29 protein-coding genes are annotated in these 24098 nt (G+C 62.7%); 13 read left to right on the top strand and 16 right to left on the bottom strand.

What is annotated here, in order from left to right:
- Position 1: 1 nt before the first annotated feature.
- Positions 2 to 1381 (top strand): pyruvate dehydrogenase complex E1 component subunit beta, encoded by a 1380-nt coding sequence (locus AB2B41_RS03010; protein ID WP_367876262.1) that lies wholly within the window; start codon positions 2 to 4, stop codon positions 1379 to 1381.
- Between the two features lie 12 nt (positions 1382 to 1393).
- Complete coding sequence (locus AB2B41_RS03005; protein WP_367876261.1) at positions 1394 to 2731, top strand: pyruvate dehydrogenase complex dihydrolipoamide acetyltransferase; 1338 nt, start codon at positions 1394 to 1396, stop codon at positions 2729 to 2731.
- A gap of 102 nt (positions 2732 to 2833) precedes the next feature.
- On the opposite strand, the gene cysE is transcribed toward AB2B41_RS03005, so the two are convergent.
- The 6 genes from cysE to fabF form a co-directional block, all read right to left on the bottom strand.
- Positions 2834 to 3652 carry a serine O-acetyltransferase gene (gene cysE / locus AB2B41_RS03000; RefSeq protein WP_367876260.1) on the bottom strand — a complete coding sequence of 273 codons (819 nt, stop codon included), beginning with the start codon at positions 3650 to 3652 and terminating at the stop codon, positions 2834 to 2836.
- Positions 3653 to 3754: 102 nt separating this feature from the next.
- On the bottom strand, positions 3755 to 4048 hold the full coding sequence (locus AB2B41_RS02995) for a DUF7742 family protein (RefSeq protein ID WP_367876259.1): 294 nt from the start codon (positions 4046 to 4048) through the stop codon (positions 3755 to 3757).
- The gene (locus AB2B41_RS02990; protein WP_420014278.1) at positions 4048 to 6330 is read right to left on the bottom strand and encodes a baseplate megatron protein TIM-barrel domain-containing protein; all 2283 of its coding nucleotides are present in this window, start codon (positions 6328 to 6330) and stop codon (positions 4048 to 4050) included. The genes AB2B41_RS02995 and AB2B41_RS02990 overlap by 1 nt, the downstream gene beginning before the upstream one ends.
- A 100-nt stretch (positions 6331 to 6430) precedes the next feature.
- Positions 6431 to 6772, bottom strand: a complete 342-nt coding sequence (locus tag AB2B41_RS02980; RefSeq protein WP_367876258.1) for a hypothetical protein — start codon at positions 6770 to 6772, stop codon at positions 6431 to 6433.
- A 228-nt stretch (positions 6773 to 7000) separates the two neighbouring features.
- A complete protein-coding gene (mltG, locus tag AB2B41_RS02975) occupies positions 7001 to 8185 on the bottom strand; it encodes an endolytic transglycosylase MltG (protein ID WP_367876257.1) in 1185 nt (394 codons plus the stop codon).
- 3 nt (positions 8186 to 8188) lie between these two features.
- Positions 8189 to 9445 carry a beta-ketoacyl-ACP synthase II gene (fabF, locus tag AB2B41_RS02970; RefSeq protein WP_367876256.1) on the bottom strand — a complete coding sequence of 419 codons (1257 nt, stop codon included), beginning with the start codon at positions 9443 to 9445 and terminating at the stop codon, positions 8189 to 8191.
- A gap of 148 nt (positions 9446 to 9593) precedes the next feature.
- Between fabF and AB2B41_RS02965 the strand changes: the two genes are divergently transcribed.
- On the top strand, positions 9594 to 9941 hold the full coding sequence (locus AB2B41_RS02965; RefSeq protein ID WP_367876255.1) for a DUF421 domain-containing protein: 348 nt from the start codon (positions 9594 to 9596) through the stop codon (positions 9939 to 9941).
- Positions 9883 to 10095: a YetF domain-containing protein gene (locus AB2B41_RS02960; RefSeq protein ID WP_367876254.1), complete on the top strand. Its 213-nt coding sequence runs from the start codon at positions 9883 to 9885 to the stop codon at positions 10093 to 10095. Before AB2B41_RS02965 ends, AB2B41_RS02960 begins: the two co-directional genes overlap by 59 nt.
- On the opposite strand, the gene AB2B41_RS02955 is transcribed toward AB2B41_RS02960, so the two are convergent.
- The 5 genes from AB2B41_RS02955 to fabD all read right to left on the bottom strand — a co-directional run bounded on the left by AB2B41_RS02955 (position 10096) and on the right by fabD (position 13491).
- Positions 10096 to 10629, bottom strand: a complete 534-nt coding sequence (locus AB2B41_RS02955; RefSeq protein WP_367876253.1) for a GNAT family N-acetyltransferase — start codon at positions 10627 to 10629, stop codon at positions 10096 to 10098.
- Positions 10630 to 10793: 164 nt separating this feature from the next.
- Positions 10794 to 11027, bottom strand: coding sequence for an acyl carrier protein (locus AB2B41_RS02950; protein WP_367876252.1), 234 nt, complete (start codon positions 11025 to 11027; stop codon positions 10794 to 10796).
- A 200-nt stretch (positions 11028 to 11227) separates the two neighbouring features.
- Positions 11228 to 11965, bottom strand: a complete 738-nt coding sequence (fabG, locus tag AB2B41_RS02945) for a 3-oxoacyl-[acyl-carrier-protein] reductase (protein WP_367876251.1) — start codon at positions 11963 to 11965, stop codon at positions 11228 to 11230.
- Positions 11966 to 11983: 18 nt separating this feature from the next.
- Positions 11984 to 12559 carry a COG3904 family protein gene (locus AB2B41_RS02940; protein ID WP_367876250.1) on the bottom strand — a complete coding sequence of 192 codons (576 nt, stop codon included), beginning with the start codon at positions 12557 to 12559 and terminating at the stop codon, positions 11984 to 11986.
- The gene (gene fabD / locus AB2B41_RS02935) at positions 12559 to 13491 is read right to left on the bottom strand and encodes an ACP S-malonyltransferase (protein WP_367876249.1); all 933 of its coding nucleotides are present in this window, start codon (positions 13489 to 13491) and stop codon (positions 12559 to 12561) included. Before fabD ends, AB2B41_RS02940 begins: the two co-directional genes overlap by 1 nt.
- A gap of 142 nt (positions 13492 to 13633) precedes the next feature.
- Here fabD and AB2B41_RS02930 point away from each other — a divergent pair, with 142 nt between their 5' ends.
- Positions 13634 to 14833 (top strand): cytochrome b/b6 domain-containing protein, encoded by a 1200-nt coding sequence (locus tag AB2B41_RS02930; protein WP_367876248.1) that lies wholly within the window; start codon positions 13634 to 13636, stop codon positions 14831 to 14833.
- A gap of 57 nt (positions 14834 to 14890) precedes the next feature.
- Here AB2B41_RS02930 and AB2B41_RS02925 read toward each other — a convergent pair whose 3' ends face one another.
- Together AB2B41_RS02925 and AB2B41_RS02920 are read right to left on the bottom strand one after the other, a co-directional pair.
- Complete coding sequence (locus tag AB2B41_RS02925; protein ID WP_367876247.1) at positions 14891 to 15472, bottom strand: YceI family protein; 582 nt, start codon at positions 15470 to 15472, stop codon at positions 14891 to 14893.
- A 177-nt stretch (positions 15473 to 15649) separates the two neighbouring features.
- On the bottom strand, positions 15650 to 16144 hold the full coding sequence (locus AB2B41_RS02920; protein WP_367876246.1) for a hypothetical protein: 495 nt from the start codon (positions 16142 to 16144) through the stop codon (positions 15650 to 15652).
- A 317-nt stretch (positions 16145 to 16461) separates the two neighbouring features.
- On the opposite strand from AB2B41_RS02920, the gene AB2B41_RS02915 reads away from it, so the two are divergent.
- From AB2B41_RS02915 to rplI, 4 genes are all read left to right on the top strand, one after another.
- Entirely contained in the window at positions 16462 to 17835 is a 1374-nt protein-coding gene (locus AB2B41_RS02915) for an MATE family efflux transporter (protein ID WP_367876245.1), read from the top strand.
- 155 nt (positions 17836 to 17990) lie between these two features.
- The gene (gene rpsF / locus AB2B41_RS02910; protein WP_367876244.1) at positions 17991 to 18344 is read left to right on the top strand and encodes a 30S ribosomal protein S6; all 354 of its coding nucleotides are present in this window, start codon (positions 17991 to 17993) and stop codon (positions 18342 to 18344) included.
- Positions 18345 to 18373: 29 nt separating this feature from the next.
- Positions 18374 to 18601 carry a 30S ribosomal protein S18 gene (rpsR, locus tag AB2B41_RS02905; RefSeq protein WP_367876243.1) on the top strand — a complete coding sequence of 76 codons (228 nt, stop codon included), beginning with the start codon at positions 18374 to 18376 and terminating at the stop codon, positions 18599 to 18601.
- A gap of 12 nt (positions 18602 to 18613) precedes the next feature.
- Positions 18614 to 19285 carry a 50S ribosomal protein L9 gene (gene rplI, locus AB2B41_RS02900; protein ID WP_367876242.1) on the top strand — a complete coding sequence of 224 codons (672 nt, stop codon included), beginning with the start codon at positions 18614 to 18616 and terminating at the stop codon, positions 19283 to 19285.
- 23 nt (positions 19286 to 19308) lie between these two features.
- On the opposite strand, the gene AB2B41_RS02895 is transcribed toward rplI, so the two are convergent.
- Positions 19309 to 19434 (bottom strand): hypothetical protein, encoded by a 126-nt coding sequence (locus tag AB2B41_RS02895; protein ID WP_367876241.1) that lies wholly within the window; start codon positions 19432 to 19434, stop codon positions 19309 to 19311.
- 54 nt (positions 19435 to 19488) lie between these two features.
- On the opposite strand from AB2B41_RS02895, the gene AB2B41_RS02890 reads away from it, so the two are divergent.
- The 3 genes from AB2B41_RS02890 to AB2B41_RS02880 all read left to right on the top strand — a co-directional run bounded on the left by AB2B41_RS02890 (position 19489) and on the right by AB2B41_RS02880 (position 21893).
- Entirely contained in the window at positions 19489 to 19920 is a 432-nt protein-coding gene (locus AB2B41_RS02890) for a transglycosylase SLT domain-containing protein (protein ID WP_367876240.1), read from the top strand.
- Between the two features lie 293 nt (positions 19921 to 20213).
- A complete protein-coding gene (locus AB2B41_RS02885) occupies positions 20214 to 20846 on the top strand; it encodes an alternative oxidase (RefSeq protein WP_367876239.1) in 633 nt (210 codons plus the stop codon).
- Between the two features lie 114 nt (positions 20847 to 20960).
- Complete coding sequence (locus tag AB2B41_RS02880; RefSeq protein WP_367876238.1) at positions 20961 to 21893, top strand: calcium/sodium antiporter; 933 nt, start codon at positions 20961 to 20963, stop codon at positions 21891 to 21893.
- A 52-nt stretch (positions 21894 to 21945) separates the two neighbouring features.
- Here AB2B41_RS02880 and tig read toward each other — a convergent pair whose 3' ends face one another.
- Both tig and AB2B41_RS02870 read right to left on the bottom strand, forming a co-directional pair.
- Complete coding sequence (gene tig, locus AB2B41_RS02875; RefSeq protein ID WP_367876237.1) at positions 21946 to 23280, bottom strand: trigger factor; 1335 nt, start codon at positions 23278 to 23280, stop codon at positions 21946 to 21948.
- 156 nt (positions 23281 to 23436) lie between these two features.
- A complete protein-coding gene (locus AB2B41_RS02870; protein ID WP_367876236.1) occupies positions 23437 to 23721 on the bottom strand; it encodes a DUF2312 domain-containing protein in 285 nt (94 codons plus the stop codon).
- A gap of 111 nt (positions 23722 to 23832) precedes the next feature.
- Here AB2B41_RS02870 and AB2B41_RS02865 point away from each other — a divergent pair, with 111 nt between their 5' ends.
- Positions 23833 to 24072 (top strand): hypothetical protein, encoded by a 240-nt coding sequence (locus tag AB2B41_RS02865; protein ID WP_367876235.1) that lies wholly within the window; start codon positions 23833 to 23835, stop codon positions 24070 to 24072.
- Positions 24073 to 24098 lie beyond the last annotated feature (26 nt).

The raw sequence follows: 24098 nt of genomic DNA, 5'->3' as shown, positions 1-24098 counted from the left end.
GATGGCAACCGAAATTCTCATGCCCGCCCTCTCGCCCACCATGGAAGAAGGCACGCTCGCCAAATGGCTGGTCAAGGAAGGCGACACCGTCAGTTCCGGCGACATCATGGCCGAGATCGAGACCGACAAGGCGACGATGGAATTCGAAGCCGTCGATGAAGGCGTTGTCGGCAAAATTCTGGTCGAGGCAGGTACCGAGGGCGTGAAGGTGAACACGCCCATCGCGATCCTGCTGGAAGAGGGGGAAAGCGCAGACGACATCGACACGGCGAAATCCGAACCTGCCTCCGCCCCCGTCCCCGCCGACAAGGAGCAGTCCTCCGAGACCGCTCCTGCCGCCGCGATGGCGCATCCCGAGCCCAAGGTGGACACGACGCCCGACTGGCCCGAGGGCACCAAGCTGAAGAAGCAGACGGTGCGCGAGGCCCTGCGCGACGGTATGGCCGAGGAAATGCGCCGCGACGAGAAGGTCTTTGTCATGGGTGAAGAGGTCGCCGAGTATCAGGGCGCCTACAAGATCACCCAAGGCATGCTGGACGAATTCGGCCCCAAGCGCGTGATCGACACGCCCATCACCGAACACGGCTTTGCCGGGATCGGGGTCGGTGCCGCCTTTGGCGGTCTGCGCCCCATTGTGGAGTTCATGACGTTCAACTTCGCCATGCAGGCCATCGACCATATCATCAACTCGGCGGCCAAGACGCTTTACATGTCCGGCGGCCAGATGGGCGCGCCCATGGTCTTCCGCGGCCCCAACGGGGCTGCCGCCCGCGTCGCCGCGCAGCACTCGCAGGATTACGCCGCCTGGTACATGCAGATACCGGGCCTCAAGGTGGCGATGCCCTACTCCGCCTCTGACTATAAGGGCCTGATCAAGACCGCGATCCGCGACCCGAACCCGGTCATCTTCCTCGAGAATGAAATCCTCTATGGCCGTTCCTTCGACGTGCCGGAACTCGACGATTACACCGTGCCCTTCGGCAAGGCCCGCATCTGGCGCGAGGGGGACGATGTGACCATCGTCAGCTTCGGCATCGGGATGAGCTACGCGCTGGAAGCCGCTGAAAAGCTGGCAGAAGAAGGCATCAACGCCGAGGTCATCGACCTGCGCACCCTGCGCCCGATGGACACGGGTGCGATCATCAAGTCGGTGATGAAAACCAACCGCTGCGTCACGGTCGAGGAAGGCTGGCCGCAACCTTCGGTCGGCAGCTACATCTCGAGCGTGATCATGCAGGAGGCCTTCGATTACCTCGATGCCCCGGTGATCAACCTGACCGGCAAGGACGTGCCGATGCCCTACGCCGCGAACCTTGAAAAACACGCGCTGGTGACCACCGACGAGGTGATCGAGGCCGTGAAAAAAGTGACCTACAAGTAAGGAGCGGACACGATGCCCACAGAAATCCTCATGCCCGCCCTCTCGCCCACCATGGAAGAAGGCACGCTGGCCAAATGGCTGGTCAAGGAAGGTGACACCGTCAATTCCGGCGACGTGCTCTGCGAGATCGAGACCGACAAGGCGACGATGGAATTTGAAGCCGTCGACGAAGGTGTGATCGGCAAGATCCTGATCGAGGAAGGCACCGAAGGCGTCAAGGTGAACGCCCCTATCGCGGTGCTGCTCGAAGACGGCGAAAGTGCCGAAGACATCGGCGAAGTCAGCAAGCCCTCCGCGCCCGCGTCATCGGATGCGGCTCCTCCGGAAGCCTCGGACAAAACCGCGCCCGCCGGTGGCTATGGTCGAGGTGAGACCGAAGCGACCCCCGCTCCCGCGGCCCCGACGGGCGGTGACGGCAAGCGCATCTTCGCCTCTCCCCTTGCCCGGCGCATGGCGGCAGACAAGGGCCTCGACCTCGCGCAGATCAAGGGCTCCGGCCCCCATGGCCGGATCGTGAAGGCCGATGTCGAAGGGCTGAGCAAATCCGACATGCCCGCCAAATCCGCCGAGAGCCCCAAGGCCGCCACCGAAGCGCCCAAGGCGGCAGCAGCACCTGCAGGACCTTCCACGGATGCCGTTCTCAAGATGTACGAGGGCCGCGACTACGAGGAAATCAAGCTCGACGGGATGCGCAAGACAATCGCCGCACGCCTCACCGAGGCCAAGCAGACGATCCCGCATTTCTACCTGCGCCGCGACATCCAGCTCGATGCGCTCATGGCGTTCCGTTCGGAACTGAACAAGCAGCTCGAGCCGCGCGGGGTGAAGCTGTCGGTCAACGATTTCATCATCAAGGCCTGCGCCCTCGCGTTGCAAGAGGTGCCGGATGCCAATGCCGTCTGGGCGGGCGACCGGATGCTCAAGCTGAAGCCCTCCGACGTGGCCGTCGCCGTCGCCATCGAAGGTGGTCTCTTCACGCCCGTGCTCAAGGACGCCCATCACAAGAGCCTCTCGGCGCTGTCAGCGGAGATGAAAGACCTGGCCGCCCGCGCGCGCGACCGCAAGCTTGCGCCGCATGAGTATCAGGGCGGCAGCTTCGCGATCTCAAACCTCGGCATGTTCGGCATCGACAACTTCGACGCGGTCATCAACCCGCCCCATGGCGCGATCCTCGCCGTGGGTGCAGGGGTCAAGAAACCGGTCGTCAATGACGCGGGCGAGATCGAGGTGGCGACAGTCATGTCCGTGACCCTCTCGGTCGATCACCGTGTCATTGACGGTGCCCTTGGCGCTCAATTGCTTGAGGCGATCAAGAACAACCTTGAAGCGCCGATGACGATGCTTGCCTGAACGGCTTCATCTTTCCACTACAATTCTCGGGAGTGTGAGGGCAGACAGCCCTCACCCGCCGCCCTCCGGGGCGGCGGTCCGGGTCGCGCGGCACGCGGGAAATTACGCGTCGTCGTCCCAGGGCCCCAGCATGTGGTCCATGGAAATTGCCGGCTGCTCGCACCCGGCCTCGCCCACGATCTTTGCGGGAATACCCGCCACCGTCTTGCAGGGCGGCACGTCTTTCAGCACGACCGAGCCTGCGGCAATCCGGCTGCAATGGCCGACGCGGATATTGCCCAAGACCTTCGCCCCGGCACCGATCAGGACACCATCCTCGATCTTCGGATGACGGTCCTCTTCTTCCTTGCCGGTGCCTCCAAGCGTGACGGAATGCAGCATGGAGACGTTGTCACCGACAACGGCTGTCTCACCGATGACGATGGAATGCGCGTGATCGATCATGATCCCCTTGCCGATCCTGGCACCTGGGTGAATGTCCACGCCGAAAATCTCGCTCACCCGCATCTGCACGAAATATGCCAGGTCCTTGCGGCCCTTCATCCAGAGATGATGCGCCACGCGATAGGCCTGCACCGCCTGATATCCCTTGAAATAAAGGATCGGCTGCAAGAACCGGTGGCAGGCAGGATCGCGTTCATAGATCGCCACGAGATCTGCGCGCGCAGCCTCGATCAGCTTGGGATCGTCCGCATAGGCCTCCTCGACCATCTCGCGCACGACAACCATCGACATCTCGTTTGACGCAAGCTTGGCCGCAATACGATAGGAAAGCGCTTTTTCGATGGACCTGTGATGCAGGATACAGGCGTGTACGAAACCGCCGATCAGCGGTTCATCGTGTATGGCCTGTTCCGCCTCTCTCTGAATGCGGTCCCAGACGGGATCGATTGCGGAAATCTGTCTGCGCGGTTCAGCCATCATCACTTCCTCCGTGGCGCCAGTCCTAGCCTATCTAGGGCCAGTCTGCCAAACGCAAAGCCGTGATGCAGGTCAAAAGTTCAAATTCGATGTTAGGATTTCTTACAGATGTGCGCTGCGGGGCCTTATGCCAAGCCCGTGCATGACTGCCGCCATGCAGCGGCAGGACTGTGGATCATCAAAGCAAAGCGCATCGCCCATCGGCCTGCGCCGCGCCGTATCTCTTAGCGTCCCGTTGCCCCAGTGAGGATGCGGTTTGCCGAGCCTGCGCATGTATCTGTCCGCAAGCTCGGCTTCCCGGATCATCTCTGCGCATAGCCCCTGTCTCTGCGCCTCGGGCACGGCGCGCAGGGCGCGCGCCACTGCAAGGACATCGGAGACATGCACCGACCGCATCAGGTGGTCACGGTGATCTTTCGCGCCAGGCCGGGACCGTAGGCGGCCGAAACCTGCGCGACAGACACGTCGAAGGGTGCAGTCACGCCGTCTGCGACCTGCATCCCCGCCGAATAGCTCCACGCGGGGGTCGAGACCACCTGCTCGCGCACCACGGCGCTTCCCTGGTGAACACGCACCACATAGTTCTCGCTCTCTTCGCCAAGCGGCACATCGGGGGTGTCCCATCCATCCCCCTCGATCCTTGTGCGCCTGATCCAGCTCAGTTCGTAGGTGCCGCCCGACGTCCTGGCGCTGCGCAGATGCGCCGGCGCAAAGGGCCTTAGACCATTGCCGTCAAAGGCCTGCACCGTCTCGCGATAGGACGGATCGTCCACCGCCCTCTTTGCAGGTCCGACGCGGAACGTCTGGGCGACGCGCCTCAGGTTCGGGCTCAACTCGATCTGAGATGGCGTCCCATCAAGCAGGACGAAGTTCGAGCCGCTTGGCCAGCCGCTGGGCATCAGTCCGTCCGATCCCGCCTGCCCCCGCAATCGGGTGTGCAGCCAATAGGTCCGTGGCGCCACCAGTTCCGCCTCGGCGAACTGGAAAACCTCCCACTTGTCGAAACTGCCATCCCCGATTGCGGCGAGATTTGCACCGCTCAGCAGCGCCTGTTCGTTCACCGATGACAGGCTTCCGCTGACCAACTCGACCTCCAGTACTCCGCCCCGGTCGAAAACGCCCGCGCGCGCGGCGGGCAGATCGGTGCGCGTGATACCAACCGTGGACCTTGCGTTGATCACCTTGTTCAGTGTGAAATTCGACTCCGTGCCGGACTGGTAGACCGCTACGGGCCCGGGCCACGGCTGCGCCGTCGCCGCCACATGCGGCGCATGGGGCACTTCGTCGCCCCGCAAAAGCGGCAGGTCCATGAAATGTGCCAGCACAGGCACCGGCGCCACGAAGGGTTTTGCCTGCACCAATTCGTCGTAGATATCGGCCAGGTCATAGACCTGCGGCTCGATCCGGACGCCCTCGATGAGCTGGACGTCGGATTGTTCCACCCGGTCAATCCGGTAGAGCGCGGGGCCCTCATCGCCCTCACCGGGAAGCTCCATGACATCGCCCGCGCCCAGCGCGAGACGCGACGGCGGCAGTGCCAGCCGCACCGTATCCCGCGCGACACGCGCCTCGGTCAGCCAACGCTCGACGATCTGGCGGCCTTCCCCACGCGTGAGCGCCATGTTGATCTCCGAGTCGGAGACCGCGTGGGTCGCCTCGTCGGCCAGCACCGCTTCCTCGGCGATCACCTCAAAATCCGCGTCCGCCTGTACGAACCGCAGTCGCATCCGCCCGGAAATCTCCGCCTCGGCCTCACGTGTCTGCTCGGTCGTTCCCTCGAGCTCCGACGTCACTGCCAGCCGCTCGGGGTCAATCGGTACCGCTTTCAGCCCATCTCGCATCCGGAATTGCAGCACGCCGTCGCGTTCGATTGCGTCGAACCCATAGCGGATCATCAGTGGCTGCAGCGCCGCACGCGCGTCTGTGACCTGCTCGACCGAAAAGCCGCGCACGTAGCCATAAAGTCCTTCGGTACTGAAACTCACCAACCCGGCGCGCCTGCATATCTCGGCAACAACCGAAGCCAGCGACCGCGCCGCCGTCCGTCCGTTGATCCAGTGCCCCCGCGTGTAGTTCTCCCCGTCGCTCCACTTGGCGAAATTGTTGGGAAAGAACGGATAGGGTCGCGTGTCATAGGCCCAGACAAAGGCTCTGCTCATATCGAGCATTCGACCGTCGTACTCCGTCGAGGCGGGGTTGTTGGCCGGATCCTTCCAGTGCTCGGACATCGCCCGCAGATATTGCATCTGTATCAATTCGTCCCGCGCGCCAGTCGAATAGAACGGCAGGTGGCTTTCCGAGCTTTTTCGGTCCAGGAATTTATTGGGCTGGTTCGTGCCTTTGTCGACCGCTGCGCAGCCGTATTCGTCGACCCAAGCGGCATCGAATTGGGGCCCGCGCAGACCCTCGGGATCATGCGCGGTGTGCACCGTGGCGACCGCGCCGTTCGGCCAGACCAGCCGCTTGCGCCCCGCCTCCCAGACCGGACACCGATCGGGCGGCGAACAGGCAATGACCCCGCTGTCGCCAAAGATCATCACCTCGCGCACCTGATCCACGGTCTCCCCCACCAGGGCCACCCGCCGGCACGCGCCTGGATCAAGGGGGCGAGGCCCCTCGACCACCGAACGCACCCATTCCGCGCCTGCCCGGGTCTTGCCAGCATCGCGTCCCCCCATTACCACTCAGCTTCGCCATGCCCCCTCCGGCGGTAACTGGTGGTCCATGGCCCAGAACTCGAAAAGAAAGGGAAGCGCCAGCAGCTCCTCCGCGTCGAGCTCATTCAGGAACTGCTCTTGGACGTCCGCATCGGCGGAGGCGATCCAACTTGCACCCGATCTCAACCCGCGCCCTGTCCAGATCGAGGGCATAGCCCCCGGTTGCGATACCAGCCTGCTTGCTTCTGCAGTCATTGAGAAAGACCTCCATCTTGGCGCAATAGCCCATCATCTCCCTGAGCTTGTTCAGGGTGATCTTCACTTCGGTTACGTTTGTTTCCCCCGACTGTACGCGGTCAGTCTGTTCTTCGATGTCCCGCCTGAGTGCGGTCACCGCATCGCGCAGCGTGTCGAGCAATTCTTCCCCGCGCGCGATCTCTTGGTCTTGGGTTACGGTTGTCATTCTGGACCAAACCTTTCCGTACAACCCCCAACCGACCAGGCACAAAAAACGGCTTTCGGGATCATTCCCGAAGCCGCTCACCCATGTCCTCTAGCTTGGGAGGACGATAACCCCGAATTCGCGCAAAGTCAAGAAAATTAAGGTTAAGAAAGCCTTACAACACCTCACGATCATTGATGAATTTGTTGCGATGACTCCCTTTGATCCGAAGCCTTCTCTCTCGGTGGATCAATTCCCACCGGTCGACGCGTTGCCCGCCGCTTCCGATCCACGCTCCGCCTCGATCTCGCGCCAACGTGCCACGTTACGGTTATGCTCCTCCAGCGTCTCGGCAAAGGCATGACCACCCGTGCCATCAGCCACGAAGAAGATATAATCTGTCTCCTCCGGCTGCGCCGCCGCCATCAGGCTTGCACGCCCCGGGTTCGCGATAGGCGTCGGCGGCAGACCTTCGATCACATAGGTATTCCACGGCGTCTCCCCCCGCAGTTCCGACCGCCGCAGGCCCCGGCCCAGCACACCCTGCCCCTTGGTGATCCCGTAGATCACCGTCGGGTCCGTCTGCAGACGCATCCCCTGGTTCAGACGATTAACGAAGACACTGGCCACCTGCCCGCGTTCCTCGGCCACACCGGTTTCTTTCTCGATGATCGACGCCAGCGTCAGCAACTCCTCAGGGCTTTCAATCGGCAGATCGGGGTCCCGCGCCTCCCAGGCTTCCGCAACCAGCCGCTCCTGCGCGGACTGCATCCGCGCCAGCACCACGCGCCGTTCATCACCGGGGCGCACCTCGTAGCTGTCAGGGGCCAGCGCCCCCTCGGGAGGCAGGTCACCTGCGTTACCCTCAAGCAAGTCTACCGCTTTCAGCGCCTCGACCACCTGCCAGCTCGTTACGCCCTCGGCAAGCGCGATCCGGAACCGCGTGTCCGCCTGCTCTTTCATCTCGGTATAGACCTCGGGGGTCTCGTCGACTCCGGGTTCGAACTCCGCCCGCTCCACGAAACGGCTCGTGACAGGGTCAAGCTCGCGCACCTGAACCGACACCCGGTTCACCCCGATCCGATAAACAACCTCCGTCCCGCAGGTACTCGCGCCGCCGCGCGTGATGATATCCACGATCTCGGACATCGAGGTGCCCGGCTGAACAAGGAAACTCCCCGCCTTGAGAGCCTGCGTCTTGTCCTCGTAATCCGCCCCGATCCGGAAAATGGCGGCCGAACTCACTGCCCCCTGCTCTGCTAGGTCGTTCGACACCCGCCGCATGTTCGACCCGGATTGCACCTGCAGACAGATCGCCTGATCAAGCGGCCCTTCGGCGGTGTACTGGTTCTGACCCCAAAGAATGACGCCGCCCAACATGAACAGCGCAACGACAAGGAAAGTCACCGCGTTCGAGGCAATATTGCGCCACATGGACTAGACCTTCCCGAACAGAACGCTCGCGTTGGTCCCGCCAAAGCCGAAGGAATTGCTGAGCGCCACGTTGATCTCGCGCTTCACCGCTTTGTTGGGCGCCAGATCAATCGCGGTCTCCACCGCCGGGTTGTCGAGGTTGATCGTCGGCGGTGCCACCTGATCCCGGATCGCGAGGATCGAGAAGATCGCCTCGATCGCCCCGGCAGCCCCCAACAGGTGGCCGGTGGCCGACTTGGTCGACGACATCGTCACCTTGCCCGCATGCTCGCCCATCATCCGCTCAACGGCACCCAATTCAATCACATCCGCCATGGTCGAGGTGCCATGCGCGTTGATATAGTCGATGTCCTTCGGCTCCTTGCCCGCACTGCGCAACGCTGCCCGCATGGATCGCTCGCCACCCTCACCGTCCTCGGACGGTGCCGTGATGTGATAAGCGTCACCCGACAGCCCGTAACCGATGACCTCGGCATAAATCTTCGCCCCGCGCGCCTTGGCATGCTCGTATTCCTCAAGCACGACGATCCCCGCACCCTCGCCCATGACGAACCCGTCCCGGTCCGCGTCATAAGGACGGCTGGCCTTCTCAGGCTCATCCCCGCGTTTGGTGCTCAGCGCCTTACAGGCGTTGAAGCCCGCAATTCCCAACTCGCAAATTGCCGCCTCGGCACCCCCCGCAATCATCACATCCGCATCGCCATACTTGATCAGGCGGCTCGCATCGCCAATTGCATGCGCGCCCGTCGAACAGGCCGTCACTACCGAATGGTTCGGCCCCTTGAACCCGTAGCGGATCGACACCTGACCCGAGATCAGGTTGATCAGCGCGCCGGGCACGAAGAACGGGCTCACCCGGCGCGGCCCCTTTTCGGCCATCATCAGCGTCGTGTTCGCGATGGAGTTCAGACCCCCGATCCCCGACCCGATCAGCACACCGGTCCGCTCAAGGCTTTCGCGGTCCTCGGGCATCCAGCCTGCGTCCTCAACCGCCTGCTGTGCGGCTGCCATCCCGAACAGGATAAAGGTATCGACCTTCCGCTGCTCCTTGGGCTCCATGTAGGCGTCGGGATTGAACGTCCCGTCGCTGCCGTCGCCAAAGGGCACTTCGCAGGCGTATTGCGTCACCAGGTTGCTGGGATCGAACCGCGTGATCGGCCCCGCACCGGACTTACCGGCAAGGATACGGCCCCAGCTTTCCTCAACACCGTCCGCAAGGGGTGTCACCAACCCCAAACCCGTCACGACCACTCTGCGCATGATGATGCCTCTCAATTCTGCTTGTTCGCCTATACATTGGCCATGCCCCCGTGTTCAAGAGCGGAGCCCCCCTGCAGCCCCTGTGCCCGCCGGCGTGCGGAGGGAACCAAAAGCCCCCCGGGACGTTGCCCTACCAAAGGGGCAATCCATGACAATCTTGCTCGAGATATTTCTGCACGCAGCCCTCGTAATTGCGGTCATCATCCTGCTGACCCGCCTGCACGGATTGCGCAGCTTCTCCAAGATGTCCGGCTTTGACTTTGCCATCACCGTTTCGGTCGGGTCGGTCCTCGCCGGGGTCATCACAACGCTCTCCACGCCGCTGTGGCATTTCGTGACCGCACTCGTCGCGCTCTTCGCGGTGCAGATCGTCCTCTCCCAATCGCGCGCGCTGGCCCAAGGTCAGCAAGACCCTCGACAACGCGCCGCTGCTTATCATGGAAAAAGGAAAACCAATTGCCGAAAATCTGGCGAAGGGCGGTATGACGCTGGATGATCTCTGGGCCAAACTGCGCGAAGCGAATGCCTTTGATATCAAGCAGGTGCATGCGGTCGTTCTGGAAAGCACCGGCGACGTCAGCGTCCTGCACGGGCCCCAGGACGGGCCGACGCCCAGCAGGCAGGTCCTGGACGGCGTGCGCCGCGACTGATCAGACCGGCGGTCCCTTGCGGGTCATCAGGCGAACTGTGTCACCGTCCATCTCGGCCTCGCGCATCGCCACGTATCCCAGCGCCTTGGCGATCCGCAGAGATGGCTTGTTCGCTGGCGTGATCATGCACACCGTCCGCCCCGCGATCACCCGGTCGAACCAGTCGTGGGCCGCCTGCACGGCATCTAGGCCCAGTCCCCTTCCCTGCGCTTCGGGGGCCAACACCCAACCTGCCTCCGGAAAGGGGTCAAAATCCTCACCCAACCCACGGGACCCGAAAAAGAACCCGACCTGACCGGCCATCGCCTTCTCTCCATGCGCCTGTATCGCCCATTGGCCGAATCCGCAGATTTGCCAATGGCCCGCATTGCGCAGGAACGCGTCCCATGACCGGGCCTTGCTGCGCGGCCCGCCCGAGATGAAACTCACCACCTCGGGCGTGGCCCAGATCTCGGCAAAGCGGCGGAAATCCTCCGCGCGCATCGCGCGCAAGGTAAGACGCGAGGTGTTGATCGTTGGAACGGTTCGGGACATGCTCGAAAGGCCTTCACGCTTATCGCTGCGTTTGCTCCAAAGTGCGAAGAGCGCCGGCGATGAGCAACCCCCGACACGCACTTCGCAAAAGAAAACGGCGTCATTCCGCTGGGAATAACGCCGCTACCAGAATTTTTCTGCTGACGGGCCGAAGCCCTGCTGGCTCAGGATGCGTCCTTGATGAACTTCACCGCGTCGCCGAAGGTCTGGATGTTCTCGGCCGCGTCATCGGGGATCTCGATCCCGAATTCTTCCTCGAACGCCATGACCAGCTCCACGGTGTCGAGGCTGTCTGCACCCAGATCGTCGATGAACGACGCATTCTCGGTCACTTTGTCCTCTTCCACACCCAGGTGCTCCACAACGATCTTCTTAACGCGGTCTGCGACGTCGCTCATATTCAGTCCTCACTCTGCGGGCGCTTGCGCCCCTATTTCTGTCCGCACGCCCAATCCCAGGCAGTTGGAGATTGCCCCGGTTTGGGGCGGCTCTTACCCTGATGACACAGGGACGAGGGTCCAATCAAGCACCCCCCGATTTGATTCCTCGCCCCCTTTAGCACATGCGCGGCATTGCGCAAACGGGTATGCATAACGCTCTACAGCATCGCCATTCCGCCGTTTACATGCAGTGTCGCGCCGGTGACATAAGCCGCTTCAGGGCTTGCCAGATAAACCACCGCGCCGGCGATTTCAGCCGCCTCGCCCATACGGCCCGCAGGAATTTGTCCCATGATTCCCGCCTTCTGATCATCGGTCAGCTTGTCGGTCATGGCCGTCGCGATGAACCCGGGGGCCACCACATTCACCGTGATGCCCCGACTCGCAACCTCGTAGGCCAGCGATTTCGACATGCCGACCATGCCCGCCTTGGACGCTGCGTAATTCGCCTGCCCGGCGTTGCCGGTCGCTCCCACCACGGACGAGATATTCACGATCCGCCCCCAGCGCGCCTTCATCATGCCCCGCATGACCCCTTTGCAAAGTTTGAAAGCCGCCGTGAGGTTCACGTTCAGCACCGATTGCCACTCGTCGTCGGACATCCGCATGAACAGGTTATCCCGCGTGATGCCCGCGTTGTTGACCAGGATATCGACCGACCCCATCGCTTCCGCAGCCTCCTTGGGCAGCGCATCCACCGCATCGAGATCGCTCAGGTTGCAGGGCAGCACATGCGCCCGGTCGCCCAGTTCGCCTTTCAGCGCCTCCAGCGGCTCTGTCCGCGTGCCCGACAGCCCCACGACGGCCCCCTGCGCATGCAGCTGCCGCGCGATATCTGCACCGATCCCCCCGGATGCACCGGTGATCAGCGCATTCTTCCCCGTCAGATCAAACATGTTGTCCCCTCCGTTTCTTCAATTCGTCCGGACCAAGGTCAGCACGCCGAAACGCATCATCTCTGCCCGTGTCAGGACATGTATCCCGTCTGGCGGCGCCGCCTGCAAGGTAAACCAGTAGAAGGCATCGCTTCCCAGCATGTACCGCACGTATGCGACATTGGCCGCATGCTCCCTTGCGTCCCTAGGATAGCTGCTGCCGCGCCCAAAGCCGTCCTCCCAGTCGTGCACCCCCAGAACCGCCCCCGGCGCCACGATGCGCGGATCGCCCGCAAGGAACAGCGTCACCGCACCCGAGAATATCTCGCCCCCCGCCGGAACCCGCGTAGTCAACCCCCGGTCCCTGATGCGGTACCCCATCCCAAGCACCGCACCATCGTCCGTCGCCCCGGACATATCCTCCAGCACGACCTCGCGTAGCTGCGGATTCGCTGCGAGCAGCGCATCAAAGCGCGCAGGCGTCCGGCTGGTCACTTCACCTCTGATGAACAGACGCGCCCCCTCGACCCGCATCTCCTTCCGGTCGGTGGCGTTCTCGACGACAGCGCAGGCGGCGGCAAAAAGCAGAACCGCCCCCACCAGCGCCTGCCGCATCAGCCCTCTTTCGCAGCGGCGATGTCCTCGGGCGCACCCACCGCCCGGCAGGACGCATCCTTGGCAATCCGCCGGATCATCCCCGACAGCGCTTTGCCCGCCCCGATCTCCCAAAATTCCGTCACACCCTGCGCAGCCATCCATTCCACCGACGACCGCCAGCGCACGCGCCCCGTCACCTGCTCGACCAGCAGGTCGCGGATCCGTCCGGCGTCCGTGACACTGTCGGCAAGCACATTCGCCACCAGCGGCACCGCGGGGTCCTTCATCTCCACCGCCGCAAGCGCGCGGGCCATCTCATCCGCCGCAGGCTGCATCAGCGCGCAATGGAAGGGTGCCGACACCGGCAGCGGCAGCGCCCGCTTGGCCCCCGCTTCCTTGGCCAGCACAACCGCCCGGTCGATCGCCGCCTTGCTGCCCGACAAAACGTTCTGGCTTGGATCGTTCTCATTCGCCAACTGGCACACATCCCCCTGCGCCGCCTCCTGCGCAACCTTGTCCACCGCCTCGGCATCGAGTCCCAGCACAGCCGCCATCGCACCCTCGCCCACCGGCACCGCCGCCTGCATCGCCTTGCCCCGGATGCGCAGCAAACGGGCCGTATCGGCCAGGCTCAGCGTCCCTGCCGCACAAAGCGCCGAATATTCCCCCAGCGAATGCCCCGCGACAAAGGACGCCCGGTCCATCCCCAGACCTTCCGCCTCAAGTGCTGCCAGCGCCGCCATCGACGTCGCCATCAGCGCGGGCTGCGCGTTCTCGGTCAGCGTCAGGGTCTCCGCATCTCCGTTCCAGATCAGCTCCGACAGCTTCTCGCCCAAGGCCTCGTCCACCTCGTCAAAGACAGCCCGCGCCGCCGGATAGGCGTCGGCCAAAGCCTGCCCCATGCCGATGGTCTGTGCGCCCTGTCCGGGAAATACGAATGCGATGCTCATTTTGGCCCCCTCTGAAAGTCTTTCCGCTGGTCTAGCCCGCGCATGATAGGCAAACAACCCTGCACGGGCTTTGTGCAACAGCGAAGATTGCCACCGCCAGCGGGAAACATATCTTGCCCCCCAACGACACAAGGAGCAGGCAATGGCCCTTTCCAACACCTCGTCGCACTACGGCGGCGTTACCAAGACGTTCCACTGGCTGACGGCCCTTCTGATCCTCACGCTGATCCCGCTCGGATGGTACGCCGAAGAGCTTCCCTACCAGACCGACGCGGAACTTGCCCGCAAGGCCTGGCTTTTCTCGCTCCACAAGACGCTCGGTGTGACCGCCTTCTTCGTGGCAGTACTTCGCATCCTCTGGGCGCTCACCCAGCCCAAGCCCGGCCTGCTGAACGCCGAGCGGAAACTCGAAAGCCTCGCCGCCGAAGTCGTCCACTGGCTGCTCTACGCCGCCCTTGTGATCGTGCCGCTATCGGGCTGGATTTCCCACGCCGCCGCCGAAGGCTTCGCCCCGATCTGGTGGCCCCTTGGACAAGGCCTGCCGCTCGTCCCGAAATCCGTTGCGGTCGAGCATGTCTTTTCCGGCATCCACGGCATTGCCACGAAGGTGCTGATCGCCGCGATCTTGCTGCACATCGCCGGTGCCCTCAAACACCACCTCATCGATCGTGATCCCACGCTGCGCCGCATGCTGCCCGGACGCCCCACGGTCGCCCCGCTCCCCGCGCAACCCGCCCACACGAAACCCGCGCTTGCCGCTGCCGCGATCTGGGCCGCCGCCGTGGCCCTCGGCGCGGGCCTCGCCCTCGCCTCCGAAAAGGAGCCACTGGTCGACGTGGCGCTCGAAGAGGTCTCCTCCGAATGGACCGTGGAGGATGGCACAATCGAAATCACCGTTGTCCAGTTCGGCAACGAGGTCACGGGCAGCTTCGCCGAATGGACCTCGGCCATCACCTTCGACGAAACCATCGACATCGGCGAGGTCGGCACCGTGACCACCACCATCGCCATCCCGTCCCTCACGCTGGGTTCCGTCACACAACAGGCCATGGGGGCCGACTTCTTCGACGCCCAAAACCACGCAACGGCAGTTTTCGACGCGATCATCCGCCACACATCGGACGGCTACGAGGCCGTCGGCACCCTGCGCATCAAGGACATGACGGTCCCTCTGACCATGCCCTTCAACCTTGCCCTCAAGGACGGAAACTCCGAGATGCGCGCTGACCTCACACTGGACCGCCGCGACTTCAACATCGGCAACAACGTGGGCGACGAAGCCTCCCTCGCCTTCGATGTCCGCGTCGCCATCCGCCTGACCGCAACGCGCGGCGTGGAATGACGCAAACAAAAAGGCCCGCCACCACGGTGACGGGCCTTCTTTCTCAATCCGACCAGATCAGCTCTGGCTGTCGTCGGCCTTCATCGCCTCGATCGAGATCATCACGTTCACCTCGTCGCTCACCGCCGGGGCGAACATACCAAGGTTGAAATCCGAACGCTTCAGCGTGGTGGTGGCGTCAAAGCCCATCCAGGGCTTGCCCGCCATCGGGTGATCGCCGATCTTGTTCAGCGTGGTTTCCAGAACGACCGACTTTGTCACGTCGTTCATGGTCAGATCGCCGGTGATCAGCGCGGTACCGTCGCCCGTCACTTCGATCCCGGTCGAGGTAAAGGTGACCATATCGCCTTCCTCGGCCCCAAAGAAGTCACCCGACATGAAATGCGCCTCGCGCTGTTCCCAGCCGGTGAACATCGACATCACGGGCATGGACACATTTACGGTGGACGCAGCGGGGTTTTCCTCGTCGAACATGATCTCGCCTTCAAAGCCCGAGAACATGCCGTAGGTGGTGGAAAAACCGAGGTGGTTGTAGTTGAAGACAACCTGCGAATGGCTGGAGTCGAGCACGTACTTTTCAGCCGCGAAGGCACCAGTGGCACCAAGGGCAAGGGCGGCGGCGAGGATCGTCGTTTTCATCGGAAGTATCTCCTTTGGAGTTTCAAACATGGGTTGTATCTGGCCCGAACCTCCGCTTTGACAACTCGGCACCGATCAACAGGGTCTGCGCGTTTTTGAACATTATGGATTTGCTCAGAAAAAAAGCGCCCCGATAGCTGTCGGAGCGCCGCATCATCGCGAAATCGTGTTCTCGGTTTACGCGAGCTTCCCCTCTTCGCGCAAACCCGCGACCAGCTCGGACATCGTTTCCGGCTCGGTCAATGAAATCTCTGCCAGCAGGACCCCGGCGCTGTCCCAGAGGCGGACGATCGAGCCCTCCCGCTCCGCACTGGACAATTCGTTGAAATCACAGCGCTGGAGCAGAACGGGCGCCGCGCCCCGTGGCCGCCGCACGAGGCGGACTTGACGGCGCCGGATGTCGATTTCGATTTCGGGGGGCGCGGGCCTGCTGCTCGCACTCAACAATCCCACAGCCGCAAAGATGGCCGTCAGCGAAAGGATCAGCTTGAACAGCATCACGTCGCTTTCCCAGCTTGCACCCGGGGCGAACCAGAGACCCAGGGCAGCAAGCGCGAGGGACGCGCCAAGCAACCTCTGCACGCCCCGGACGATCATGCGGTAGCCATCCGCCATCCGTACCGGCGTGCGCGTCGGGGCGCCCCGACTTGCGTATGTCCCTGTCATACTCATCTCGTTGGTCCTCGGCTTCTCCGATTCTTAAGGATTGCTGTAGAAAGACGACCAAAAGGCGGCGAGCATCGGACAGTGCCGGGACGATGTCAGGGCTTTCCCGTGTCGGTAGTGGCTTCGGCGCTCCTTCTCCGATGGGGGTATTGCGCTCCGCTGCGTTTCCGCTTAGCCCTGCGATCATGGTCCGGCCACCAGCCGCTCGCAGGGTTTTCCCATGGTGAAGTGCCGAAACCTCTAATGACCCTCTCAAATGTCCCGCCAGACAGGTCAACGCGAGCCCCTTTCGAGAATGCGGAACATCTGAAACGAGGTTAGAGATGTCCCAACCCAATTCCTTCACCCAAGGCCCCCTTGGCCTGATATTTGCCCAAACGGCCCTGCCGATCATCTTCGTGATGAGCATGAACGGGCTTCTGACGGTCGTCGACGCGATCTTTCTGGGCCGCTACGTCGGTCCCGAGGCGCTCGGGGCCGTGACCCTGATCTTTCCGCTCTACATGCTGATCGTGGCCCTCGCGACGCTGGTGTCGAACGGCATGTCGAGCATCCTTGCCCGTCATCTCGGCGCGCGTGACATGCAGGCGGCCCGCGCGACCTTTGCGGGCGCGCATGGCATGGCGCTCTTCGTCAGCGCGCTCTTGATCCTGGGTTATCTGCTGGTCGGTGGCCCGCTGACGCTGGCACTCGCCTCCGGCTCGGTGCCGCTCGCGACCATGGCCCAGACTTACCTTGCGATCACCGCTTTCATGTCGCCCCTGGCCTTTGTGCTGGCGGTGAACTCGGACGCCTTGCGCAACGAAGGGCGCGTCGGCTTCATGGCCGCGATGAGCCTTCTGGTCTCGCTGTCCAACATCGGCTTCAACTACGTCCTGATCGCCCTTCTTGGCATGGGCGTCGCCGGGTCTGCCTACGGGACTGCACTGGCCCAGCTGCTCGCCCTGGCGATCATCGTCGGTTACCGTATGGCTGGCCGCGCGGAACTGCATCCTGGCGACCTGCGTCCGCAGTTCCTGGGCCACGGCTGGTCGCGCGTCTTGGCGCTCGGCGCGCCGCAAAGCCTGAATTTCATCGGCATCGCGCTCGGCACGACCGCCGTGATCGCCGCGCTTCAGATCATCGACGTGCCGGGGTACGAAACAACGGTCTCCGCCTATGGCATGGTGACGCGGGTTCTGACCTTCATGTTTCTGCCGCTGCTTGGCCTGACCCATGCGCTGCAATCCATCGTCGGCAACAACTACGGCGCCCAAGCCTGGCAGCGTTCCGATCAGAGCCTCCGCATCGGAATCGCCGTGTCGTTCCTCTATTGTGCAGCGGCGCAGATCCTTCTGACCGCCTTTCCGGGCGTGATCGGCAGGCAATTCGTGGACGACCCCGCCGTCGTCGCCGAACTCTCTCGCATCCTGCCGCTGATGGTGCTGATGCTCTGGCTTGCCGGGCCGATGATCATCATCGCGACCTACTTCCAGGCCATCGGTAACGCCTCGCGGGCGGCGATCCTTGGGTTGACGAAACCCTATGCCTTCGCCCTGCCGCTCACCTTTGTCCTGCCGGTTTTCTGGGGAGAGAAGGGCGTCTGGCTGGCCGGTCCCGTCGCTGAAGTGCTGATGGCCGCGCTCACCCTTCTGGTGCTGATGCAAAGTGCCAGGGCACTGAACCTGCGGCGCGGGCTCTTCACCGCACCTGCCTGAGACCCATTGGCGCGCGGCCCCTTGCCCCGCGCGCCAAACCGTGTATATCGGCGCTTCCTTTGCAAACACGTTGAACCGCGCAGTCTCTCGTGGTGGGGCCGCAAAGGCATATCGCCCTGCCTATGAAATGCGCCTTGATAGAAGTAGGAGTACGCATGCCACTCTACGAGCATGTCATGATTGCGCGTCAGGACCTGTCCAACACGCAAGCTGAAGGCCTTATCGAACACTTCGGAACCGTCCTCGCCGACAACGGCGGCAAGATGGTCGACCACGAGTACTGGGGTGTGAAGACCATGGCCTACAAGATCAACAAGAACCGCAAGGGGCACTATGCCTTCCTGCGTTCCGATGCACCGGCCCCCGCCGTGCAGGAGATGGAGCGCCTGATGCGTCTGCACGACGACGTCATGCGGGTTCTGACCATCAAGGTGGACGAGCACAAAGAGCTGCCCTCCGTCCAGATGCAAAAGCGCGACGAGCGGTCCGACCGCCGCGAGCGCCGTTGATCCAACGCTTGAAGAAAAGGATATAACCAATGGCCGCAAAACCATTTTTCCGTCGCCGCAAGGTCTGCCCCTTCTCGGGCGACAACGCACCCGCGATCGACTACAAGGACGTCCGTCTGCTCCAGCGCTACATCTCCGAGCGCGGCAAGATCGTCCCGTCCCGCATCACCGCCGTCTCGGCCAAGAAGCAGCGTGAACTCGCGCGCGCCATCAAACGCGCCCGCTTCCTCGCCCTGCTCCCCTACGCCGTCAAGTAAGGAGTAAGCATCATGCAAGTTATCCTTCTGGAACGTGTGGCCAAGCTGGGCCAGATGGGCGAAGTGGTCGATGTGAAACCCGGCTACGCCCGCAACTTCCTGCTGCCCCAGGGCAAGGCGCTGTCGGCCTCCAAGGCCAACGTCGAAGCCTTCGAGGCCCGCAAGGCACAGCTCGAGGCCGACAACCTCGAGACCAAGAAAGAGGCCGACAAACTGGCCGAGAAGCTGAACGGCCAGCAGTTCATTGTGATTCGCTCCGCCTCCGACGGCGGCGCGCTCTACGGTTCCGTCACCACCCGTGACGCGGCCGAGGCAGCGACCGAGGGCGGCTTCACCATCGACCGCAAGCAGGTCGTGTTGACCGCACCGATCAAGGAACTGGGCCTGCACAAGGTGCAGATCGTCCTGCACCCCGAGGTCGATGCCGAAATCGAGCTGAACGTCGCCCGTTCCCCCGAAGAGGCCGAACTGCAAGCCTCCGGCAAGTCCATCCAGGAACTCGCCGCCGAGGAGGAGGCAGCAGCCGAATTCGAGATTCAGGAACTCTTCGAAGACATCGGCGCAGCCCAGCTTGACGAGCTGGAAACCGAAGTCGAGCAAGCCACCGGCGCACCCGCCGTGCAGGAGAAAGCGGAGCTCGACGAGCAGCTTTCCGGCGATCAGGAAGACACGGCAGGCCGCTGAGCCTGCCGATCCGGCCACAGCATTTAGGACGCCGCGCGGAAATCCGCGCGGCGTTCCGCGTTTTCGGCGGCACGCCGCTCAACCGCATCCAAGCCATCTTGCTGACGTGGCAATCCCCGGTAGGGTCCCGACCAGTCAAAACGTTCCATGGCTTCCCAATGCTTCAGCAGCTTCGCCGTCTGGCCCTTCCCGCGCTTTGCGCAATGTCCATCAGTGCATGCAGTGCCGCCCCTGTCAGCCCTCCCACCCTCGCCTGGCCGCCACTTCATCCCAACGAAACGCCTGAGTTGCGCGCACAGATCAACTACTGGTCCGACCACTACGAGCTGCCCCCTGAACTAGTGCACCGCCTCGCAATCCGCGAAAGCACCCACAATCCGCAAGCCCGCAACGGCCCCTACTACGGCCTTCTGCAAATCCTGCCCGCCACCGCGCGCAGCATGGGATTTGACGGGCAGCCCGCCGATCTTCTTGACGCAGACACCAACCTGAAATACGCGCTGAAATACCTGCGCGGCGCCTGGCTGCTGTCCGATGGCGACCATGCAACGGCGATCAAATGGTACGCCCGCGGCTATTACTACGAAGCGAAGCGGCGCGGCATGCTGGTCGAGACGGGGTTGAGGAACCAGTGATGCGGCCTCCTCAATGAGGGTCGGATCATTTGCATAGTAGGCATTTGACCCATGCACCCCTTGATGGCGCCGCGTTCTTGCTTGAACACGGCAACCGTTCACAACACGAAGGGTGAATTCTATTCACCTTTGCGGTTTCCTTGTCGGCCAGCCGGATCGCCTGACATCGGCCGCAAGAATTCCTGCAATCACAGGCGGTGACAAAGAATGTGCACCTTCCGCACAAATTGTCGCATCGTCTTGCCAGTCCCGTCCCACACCCCATTTCCTGAGTAGTTTATTAGGGGATAGAAATGTTCGACATGGAATACCGCCACGACGGAGACCTCATCGTGCACCGCCCGCCCGCCGACATGCGGGACCGGATTGCCCTGCGCACCGTGAAGATCATGCGGTTCTTCGCCGACTCCTTCTTTGCAAAGCGCTATGGCCACCGCGCGGTCGTGCTCGAAACCGTTGCCGCCGTGCCGGGAATGGTCGGTGGTCTGCTGCAGCACCTCAAGGCCTTGCGTCATATTCGCGAGGACCAGGGCTGGATCAGGGAGCTTTTGGACGAGGCCGAGAACGAACGGATGCACCTGATGACCTTCATCAAGATCGCAGAGCCGTCGCGGCTCGAACGGCTGATCATCATGTTGGGTCAGGCGATCTTCTACAACTTCTACTTCTTCCTCTACCTTTTCGCCCCGCGCACCGCCCACCGCGTCGTGGCCTATCTCGAAGAAGAGGCGGTCATCAGCTACACCCAGTACCTCGCACAGGTGGACGCGGGCGAGGTCGAGAATGTGCCCGCGCCGCAATTGGCCATCGACTACTGGAAGCTTGCCCCGGATGCGCGCCTGCGCGACGTGATTATCCACGTCCGCGCGGATGAGGCAGGCCACCGCGACCGCAATCACGAGATGGCGGATGAACTTGCAGGCTGATCAGAATTAACTCCGGACGGGGCTTGAAGGCCCCGTCCGCGATACCGATCTCAGACCTGTCGCGCCTGACCCCGGATTTCCTGAGGGTCCGCAGCGACAAGACTGAGGTTCTTCGTGACATCAATCCTTTTCATTCTGGCCGGTTTCGTCGGCCTGATGCTTGGCGGCGAAACGCTGGTGCGTGGGGCCGTCTATATCGCGCAGCGGATGCGCGTCTCCCCGCTCGTGATCGGCCTGACATTGGTCGGCTTCGGCACCTCCACGCCTGAGCTGGTCACCAGCGTTCAGGCCGCCCTTCTCGGCGCACCGGGCATTGCGGTCGGGAACGTGATCGGCAGCAACATCGCTAACATCCTCCTGATCCTCGGCCTCACCGCGATCATCGCGCCGTTGGCGGTATCGCGGGAGAGCCTGCGCCGGGATGGCGCCGTGATGATCCTGGCCAGCCTCGCGCTGGTAGGCCTCGTGCAGGTGGGAGTGCTCTCCAGAAATACGGGCATCATCTTTTTGCTGGGACTAGCGGGCTATATCATCTTCGCTCTTCGGCCCGGCAGCGCAGAGCCAATGACGGACGGGCTGCCAGACAGCCCGCGTCGACCGCTCTGGGTTGCCTTGGCGCTCACGCTCGGCGGTCTTGCGCTGACCATCTTCGCGGCGCGTCTGCTGGTCATCGGAGCGACCGACCTTGCCCGCGCGCTCGAGGTCAGCGAGGCGGTGATCGGCCTCACGATCGTCGCCATCGGCACCTCTCTCCCGGAGCTTGTCACTTCCCTCATCGCGGCCCGTCGCGGTCAGAGCGATCTTGCCTTCGGGAACATCATCGGCAGCAATATCTTCAACATCCTGGGCATTCTCGGCGTCACGGCAATTGTCGCCCCGCTGGACATTCCCGCCCGATTTGCGGGCGTCGATATCTGGGTGATGATGGCGGCGGCGTTCGCCCTGATGGTCTTTGCGCGCACCGGTTGGCGGATCGGCCGTTCCGAAGGCGGCAGTCTGCTCTGCGCCTTTGCGGGCTACAGCCTCTACCTCGGCATGACCGCATGAAAAAGGGCCGCGCCGAGCGGCGCGGCCCCTTCCCTGTCCCCTGAGACAAGGTTCAGTCGGCGTCTTCCAGCGCCTCGACTGCTTTCTGCAGGTCGTCTTTGGAGACTTCCTTGTCCTTCACCTTCGTCTGCTCGGCGATGTGGTCGATCACCTTATCCTCGAACAGCGGTGCGCGCAGCTGCTGCTGCATCTGCTGGTTTTGCTGAACGAATTCAAAGAACTGACGCTCCTGACCCGGATACTGACGCGCCTGCGCCATGATCGCCTGCGTCATTTCGGCGTCAGACACCTCAACCTCGGCCTTCTGACCGATCTCGGCCAGCAGCAGCCCCAGGCGGACGCGGCGCGTGGCCAGCTTCTGATGTTCTTCGGTGGTTTCGATCTCGGGGTGATCGTGGCCCTGAACGTCGGGGTTGTCCTCGTGCCAGAGCTGGTGGGCGATCTGCTTGGCCTCGGCCTCGACCAGCGAGGGGGGCAGGTCGAAATCGACCATCTTGTCCAGCTCGTCGAGCAGCGCACGCTTCATCACCGCGCGGGCCGCACCGGCGTATTCGGCTTCCAGGTGCTCGGCGATCTGGGATTTCAGCGCGGCCAGGTCCTCGGCACCGAACTTGGTGGCGAGCTCGTCGTTGATCTCGGCGGCGACGGGCTCTTTCACTTCCTTGATCGTGCAATCAAAGGTCGCCTCCTTGCCCGCCAGATGCTCGGCCTGGTACTGCTCGGGGAAGGTCACGGTGACGGTCTTTTCCTCGCCTGCTTTCACGCCGACCAGCTGTTCCTCGAAACCCGGGATGAAGTTGCCGGAACCCAGCACCAGCGGGAAATCCTCGGCAGAGCCACCCTCGAAGGCTTCACCACCGACCTTGCCGACGAAGTCCATGACGACCTGATCGCCGTCCTTGGCCTTGGAGCCCTTCTTGCGCGCTTTGAAGTCCTGCGCATTTTCCGCAAGGTTTTCAAGCGCTTCCTGGATCGCCGCATCCTCGGCCTTGACGACCATCTTCTCCAACTTGATCTTCGAAAGGTCTAGCTCGGGGATCTCGGGCAGCTTCTCGTAGGTCATCTCGACCTCGACATCGTCGCCCTCTTTCCAGTCCTCGTTGGTCATCTTGACCTCGGGCTGCATCGCGGGGCGGTCGCCGCTGTCTTCGAAGTGCTTGTTCATCGCGCCGTCGATGCTTTCCTGCATCGCTTCGCCCATCACGCGCTGACCGAATTGCTTCTTCAACAGCGCCATCGGCACCTTGCCCTTGCGGAAGCCCTTCATCTCAACCTCGGGCTGGGCTTCGGCCAGTTTCTCGTTGACCTTGGCGTCCAGTTCGGCGGCGGTCAGGGTGATCGCGTAGCCGCGTTTCAGACCTTCGTTCAGCGTCTCGTTGACCTGCATGTGTGCTCCATAGAAATAAGCCGCGCGAGGGTGCGCGCGGGTGAAAATTTGCATCCTTCTATTGACGTGCGCCCCAAGGTGCAAGGGCCCTTCGGGCCCGGATTTTCGAATGTCACAAAGTGTACACCGGGCGTACACCGCCCGTACACCGGCCCGTTACATCCCGAGCGCTTCCTTGTACATTTCCAGTACCGCCTCTTCCTCGGCGATGTCGTCGGCGTCGCGCTTTCTGAGCGCGATCACCTTGCGCAAGACCTTGGTGTCATAGCCGCGCGCCTTGGCCTCGGCCATGACCTCTTTCTGCTGCTCGGCGAGGTCTTTCTTTTCGGCGTCCAGACGTTCGATCCGCTCGACGAACTGGCGCAACTCGTTGGCGGTCACGCGGTAGGTTGCATCGCCTGCGGTCTCAATCACTTCCGGGTTCGTGGCCTGATCGCTCATCTGATTTGTCCTGCTGCTGGGAATGGGTTTGCCTCGGGCCTGACTACCCGCGCCGTGCCCCACCTGCAAGGTGCCCTTGCCCCGCAATCGCGGATCGCGTAGCCCTGCGCCATGGAAAACGAAAGCCTCTCACTTGCTTCGATCGTGATCTGGTCCGGTGCGGCCATTGCCCTTCTGGGGCTTATCGGGCTGATCTGGGTGATCCTGCGCGTGAGCAAGGCAAAACGTGCCAAGCTGGACGATGCGGAGATGCGCAAGGTCCTGCAATCCGCCCTGCCCCTGAACCTGGGCGCGCTCTTCCTGTCGACCATCGGTCTGATGCTTGTAATTGTGGGTATTTTCATCGCCTGAGCGATACCAACGCGACATCCTGCGCT

It is taken from the genome of Sulfitobacter sediminis (assembly GCF_040811725.1).
In the GTDB taxonomy this organism is placed as follows: Bacteria; Pseudomonadota; Alphaproteobacteria; order Rhodobacterales; family Rhodobacteraceae; genus Sulfitobacter; species Sulfitobacter sediminis.
The sequence above is the reverse complement of the archived record's forward strand: the minus strand, read 5'-3'. Positions and strand labels throughout refer to the sequence as shown.

Excerpts from the sequence above, each read along its gene's own strand:
- AB2B41_RS02995 (WP_367876259.1), bottom strand. The coding sequence starts at position 4,048 with ATGCGGTCGGTGCATGTCTCCGATGTCCTTGCAGTGGCGCGCGCCCTG.
- AB2B41_RS02930 (WP_367876248.1), top strand. The coding sequence starts at position 13,634 with ATGGCCCTTTCCAACACCTCGTCGCACTACGGCGGCGTTACCAAGACG.
- AB2B41_RS02915 (WP_367876245.1), top strand. The coding sequence starts at position 16,462 with ATGTCCCAACCCAATTCCTTCACCCAAGGCCCCCTTGGCCTGATATTT.
- AB2B41_RS02870 (WP_367876236.1), bottom strand. The coding sequence starts at position 23,721 with ATGAGCGATCAGGCCACGAACCCGGAAGTGATTGAGACCGCAGGCGAT.
- AB2B41_RS02890 (WP_367876240.1), top strand. The coding sequence starts at position 19,489 with ATGTCCATCAGTGCATGCAGTGCCGCCCCTGTCAGCCCTCCCACCCTC.
- AB2B41_RS02865 (WP_367876235.1), top strand. The coding sequence starts at position 23,833 with ATGGAAAACGAAAGCCTCTCACTTGCTTCGATCGTGATCTGGTCCGGT.
- AB2B41_RS02965 (WP_367876255.1), top strand. The coding sequence starts at position 9,594 with ATGACAATCTTGCTCGAGATATTTCTGCACGCAGCCCTCGTAATTGCG.
- tig (WP_367876237.1), bottom strand. The coding sequence starts at position 23,280 with ATGCAGGTCAACGAGACGCTGAACGAAGGTCTGAAACGCGGCTACGCG.
- AB2B41_RS03010 (WP_367876262.1), top strand. The coding sequence starts at position 2 with ATGGCAACCGAAATTCTCATGCCCGCCCTCTCGCCCACCATGGAAGAA.
- AB2B41_RS03005 (WP_367876261.1), top strand. The coding sequence starts at position 1,394 with ATGCCCACAGAAATCCTCATGCCCGCCCTCTCGCCCACCATGGAAGAA.
- AB2B41_RS02990 (WP_420014278.1), bottom strand. The coding sequence starts at position 6,330 with ATGGGGGGACGCGATGCTGGCAAGACCCGGGCAGGCGCGGAATGGGTG.
- fabD (WP_367876249.1), bottom strand. The coding sequence starts at position 13,491 with ATGAGCATCGCATTCGTATTTCCCGGACAGGGCGCACAGACCATCGGC.
- fabG (WP_367876251.1), bottom strand. The coding sequence starts at position 11,965 with ATGTTTGATCTGACGGGGAAGAATGCGCTGATCACCGGTGCATCCGGG.
- AB2B41_RS02960 (WP_367876254.1), top strand. The coding sequence starts at position 9,883 with ATGGAAAAAGGAAAACCAATTGCCGAAAATCTGGCGAAGGGCGGTATG.
- rpsR (WP_367876243.1), top strand. The coding sequence starts at position 18,374 with ATGGCCGCAAAACCATTTTTCCGTCGCCGCAAGGTCTGCCCCTTCTCG.
- fabF (WP_367876256.1), bottom strand. The coding sequence starts at position 9,445 with ATGCGCAGAGTGGTCGTGACGGGTTTGGGGTTGGTGACACCCCTTGCG.
- AB2B41_RS02950 (WP_367876252.1), bottom strand. The coding sequence starts at position 11,027 with ATGAGCGACGTCGCAGACCGCGTTAAGAAGATCGTTGTGGAGCACCTG.
- AB2B41_RS02940 (WP_367876250.1), bottom strand. The coding sequence starts at position 12,559 with ATGCGGCAGGCGCTGGTGGGGGCGGTTCTGCTTTTTGCCGCCGCCTGC.
- AB2B41_RS02925 (WP_367876247.1), bottom strand. The coding sequence starts at position 15,472 with ATGAAAACGACGATCCTCGCCGCCGCCCTTGCCCTTGGTGCCACTGGT.
- mltG (WP_367876257.1), bottom strand. The coding sequence starts at position 8,185 with ATGTGGCGCAATATTGCCTCGAACGCGGTGACTTTCCTTGTCGTTGCG.
- AB2B41_RS02955 (WP_367876253.1), bottom strand. The coding sequence starts at position 10,629 with ATGTCCCGAACCGTTCCAACGATCAACACCTCGCGTCTTACCTTGCGC.
- AB2B41_RS02885 (WP_367876239.1), top strand. The coding sequence starts at position 20,214 with ATGTTCGACATGGAATACCGCCACGACGGAGACCTCATCGTGCACCGC.
- AB2B41_RS02920 (WP_367876246.1), bottom strand. The coding sequence starts at position 16,144 with ATGAGTATGACAGGGACATACGCAAGTCGGGGCGCCCCGACGCGCACG.
- rplI (WP_367876242.1), top strand. The coding sequence starts at position 18,614 with ATGCAAGTTATCCTTCTGGAACGTGTGGCCAAGCTGGGCCAGATGGGC.
- rpsF (WP_367876244.1), top strand. The coding sequence starts at position 17,991 with ATGCCACTCTACGAGCATGTCATGATTGCGCGTCAGGACCTGTCCAAC.
- AB2B41_RS02980 (WP_367876258.1), bottom strand. The coding sequence starts at position 6,772 with ATGACAACCGTAACCCAAGACCAAGAGATCGCGCGCGGGGAAGAATTG.
- cysE (WP_367876260.1), bottom strand. The coding sequence starts at position 3,652 with ATGGCTGAACCGCGCAGACAGATTTCCGCAATCGATCCCGTCTGGGAC.
- AB2B41_RS02895 (WP_367876241.1), bottom strand. The coding sequence starts at position 19,434 with ATGGAACGTTTTGACTGGTCGGGACCCTACCGGGGATTGCCACGTCAG.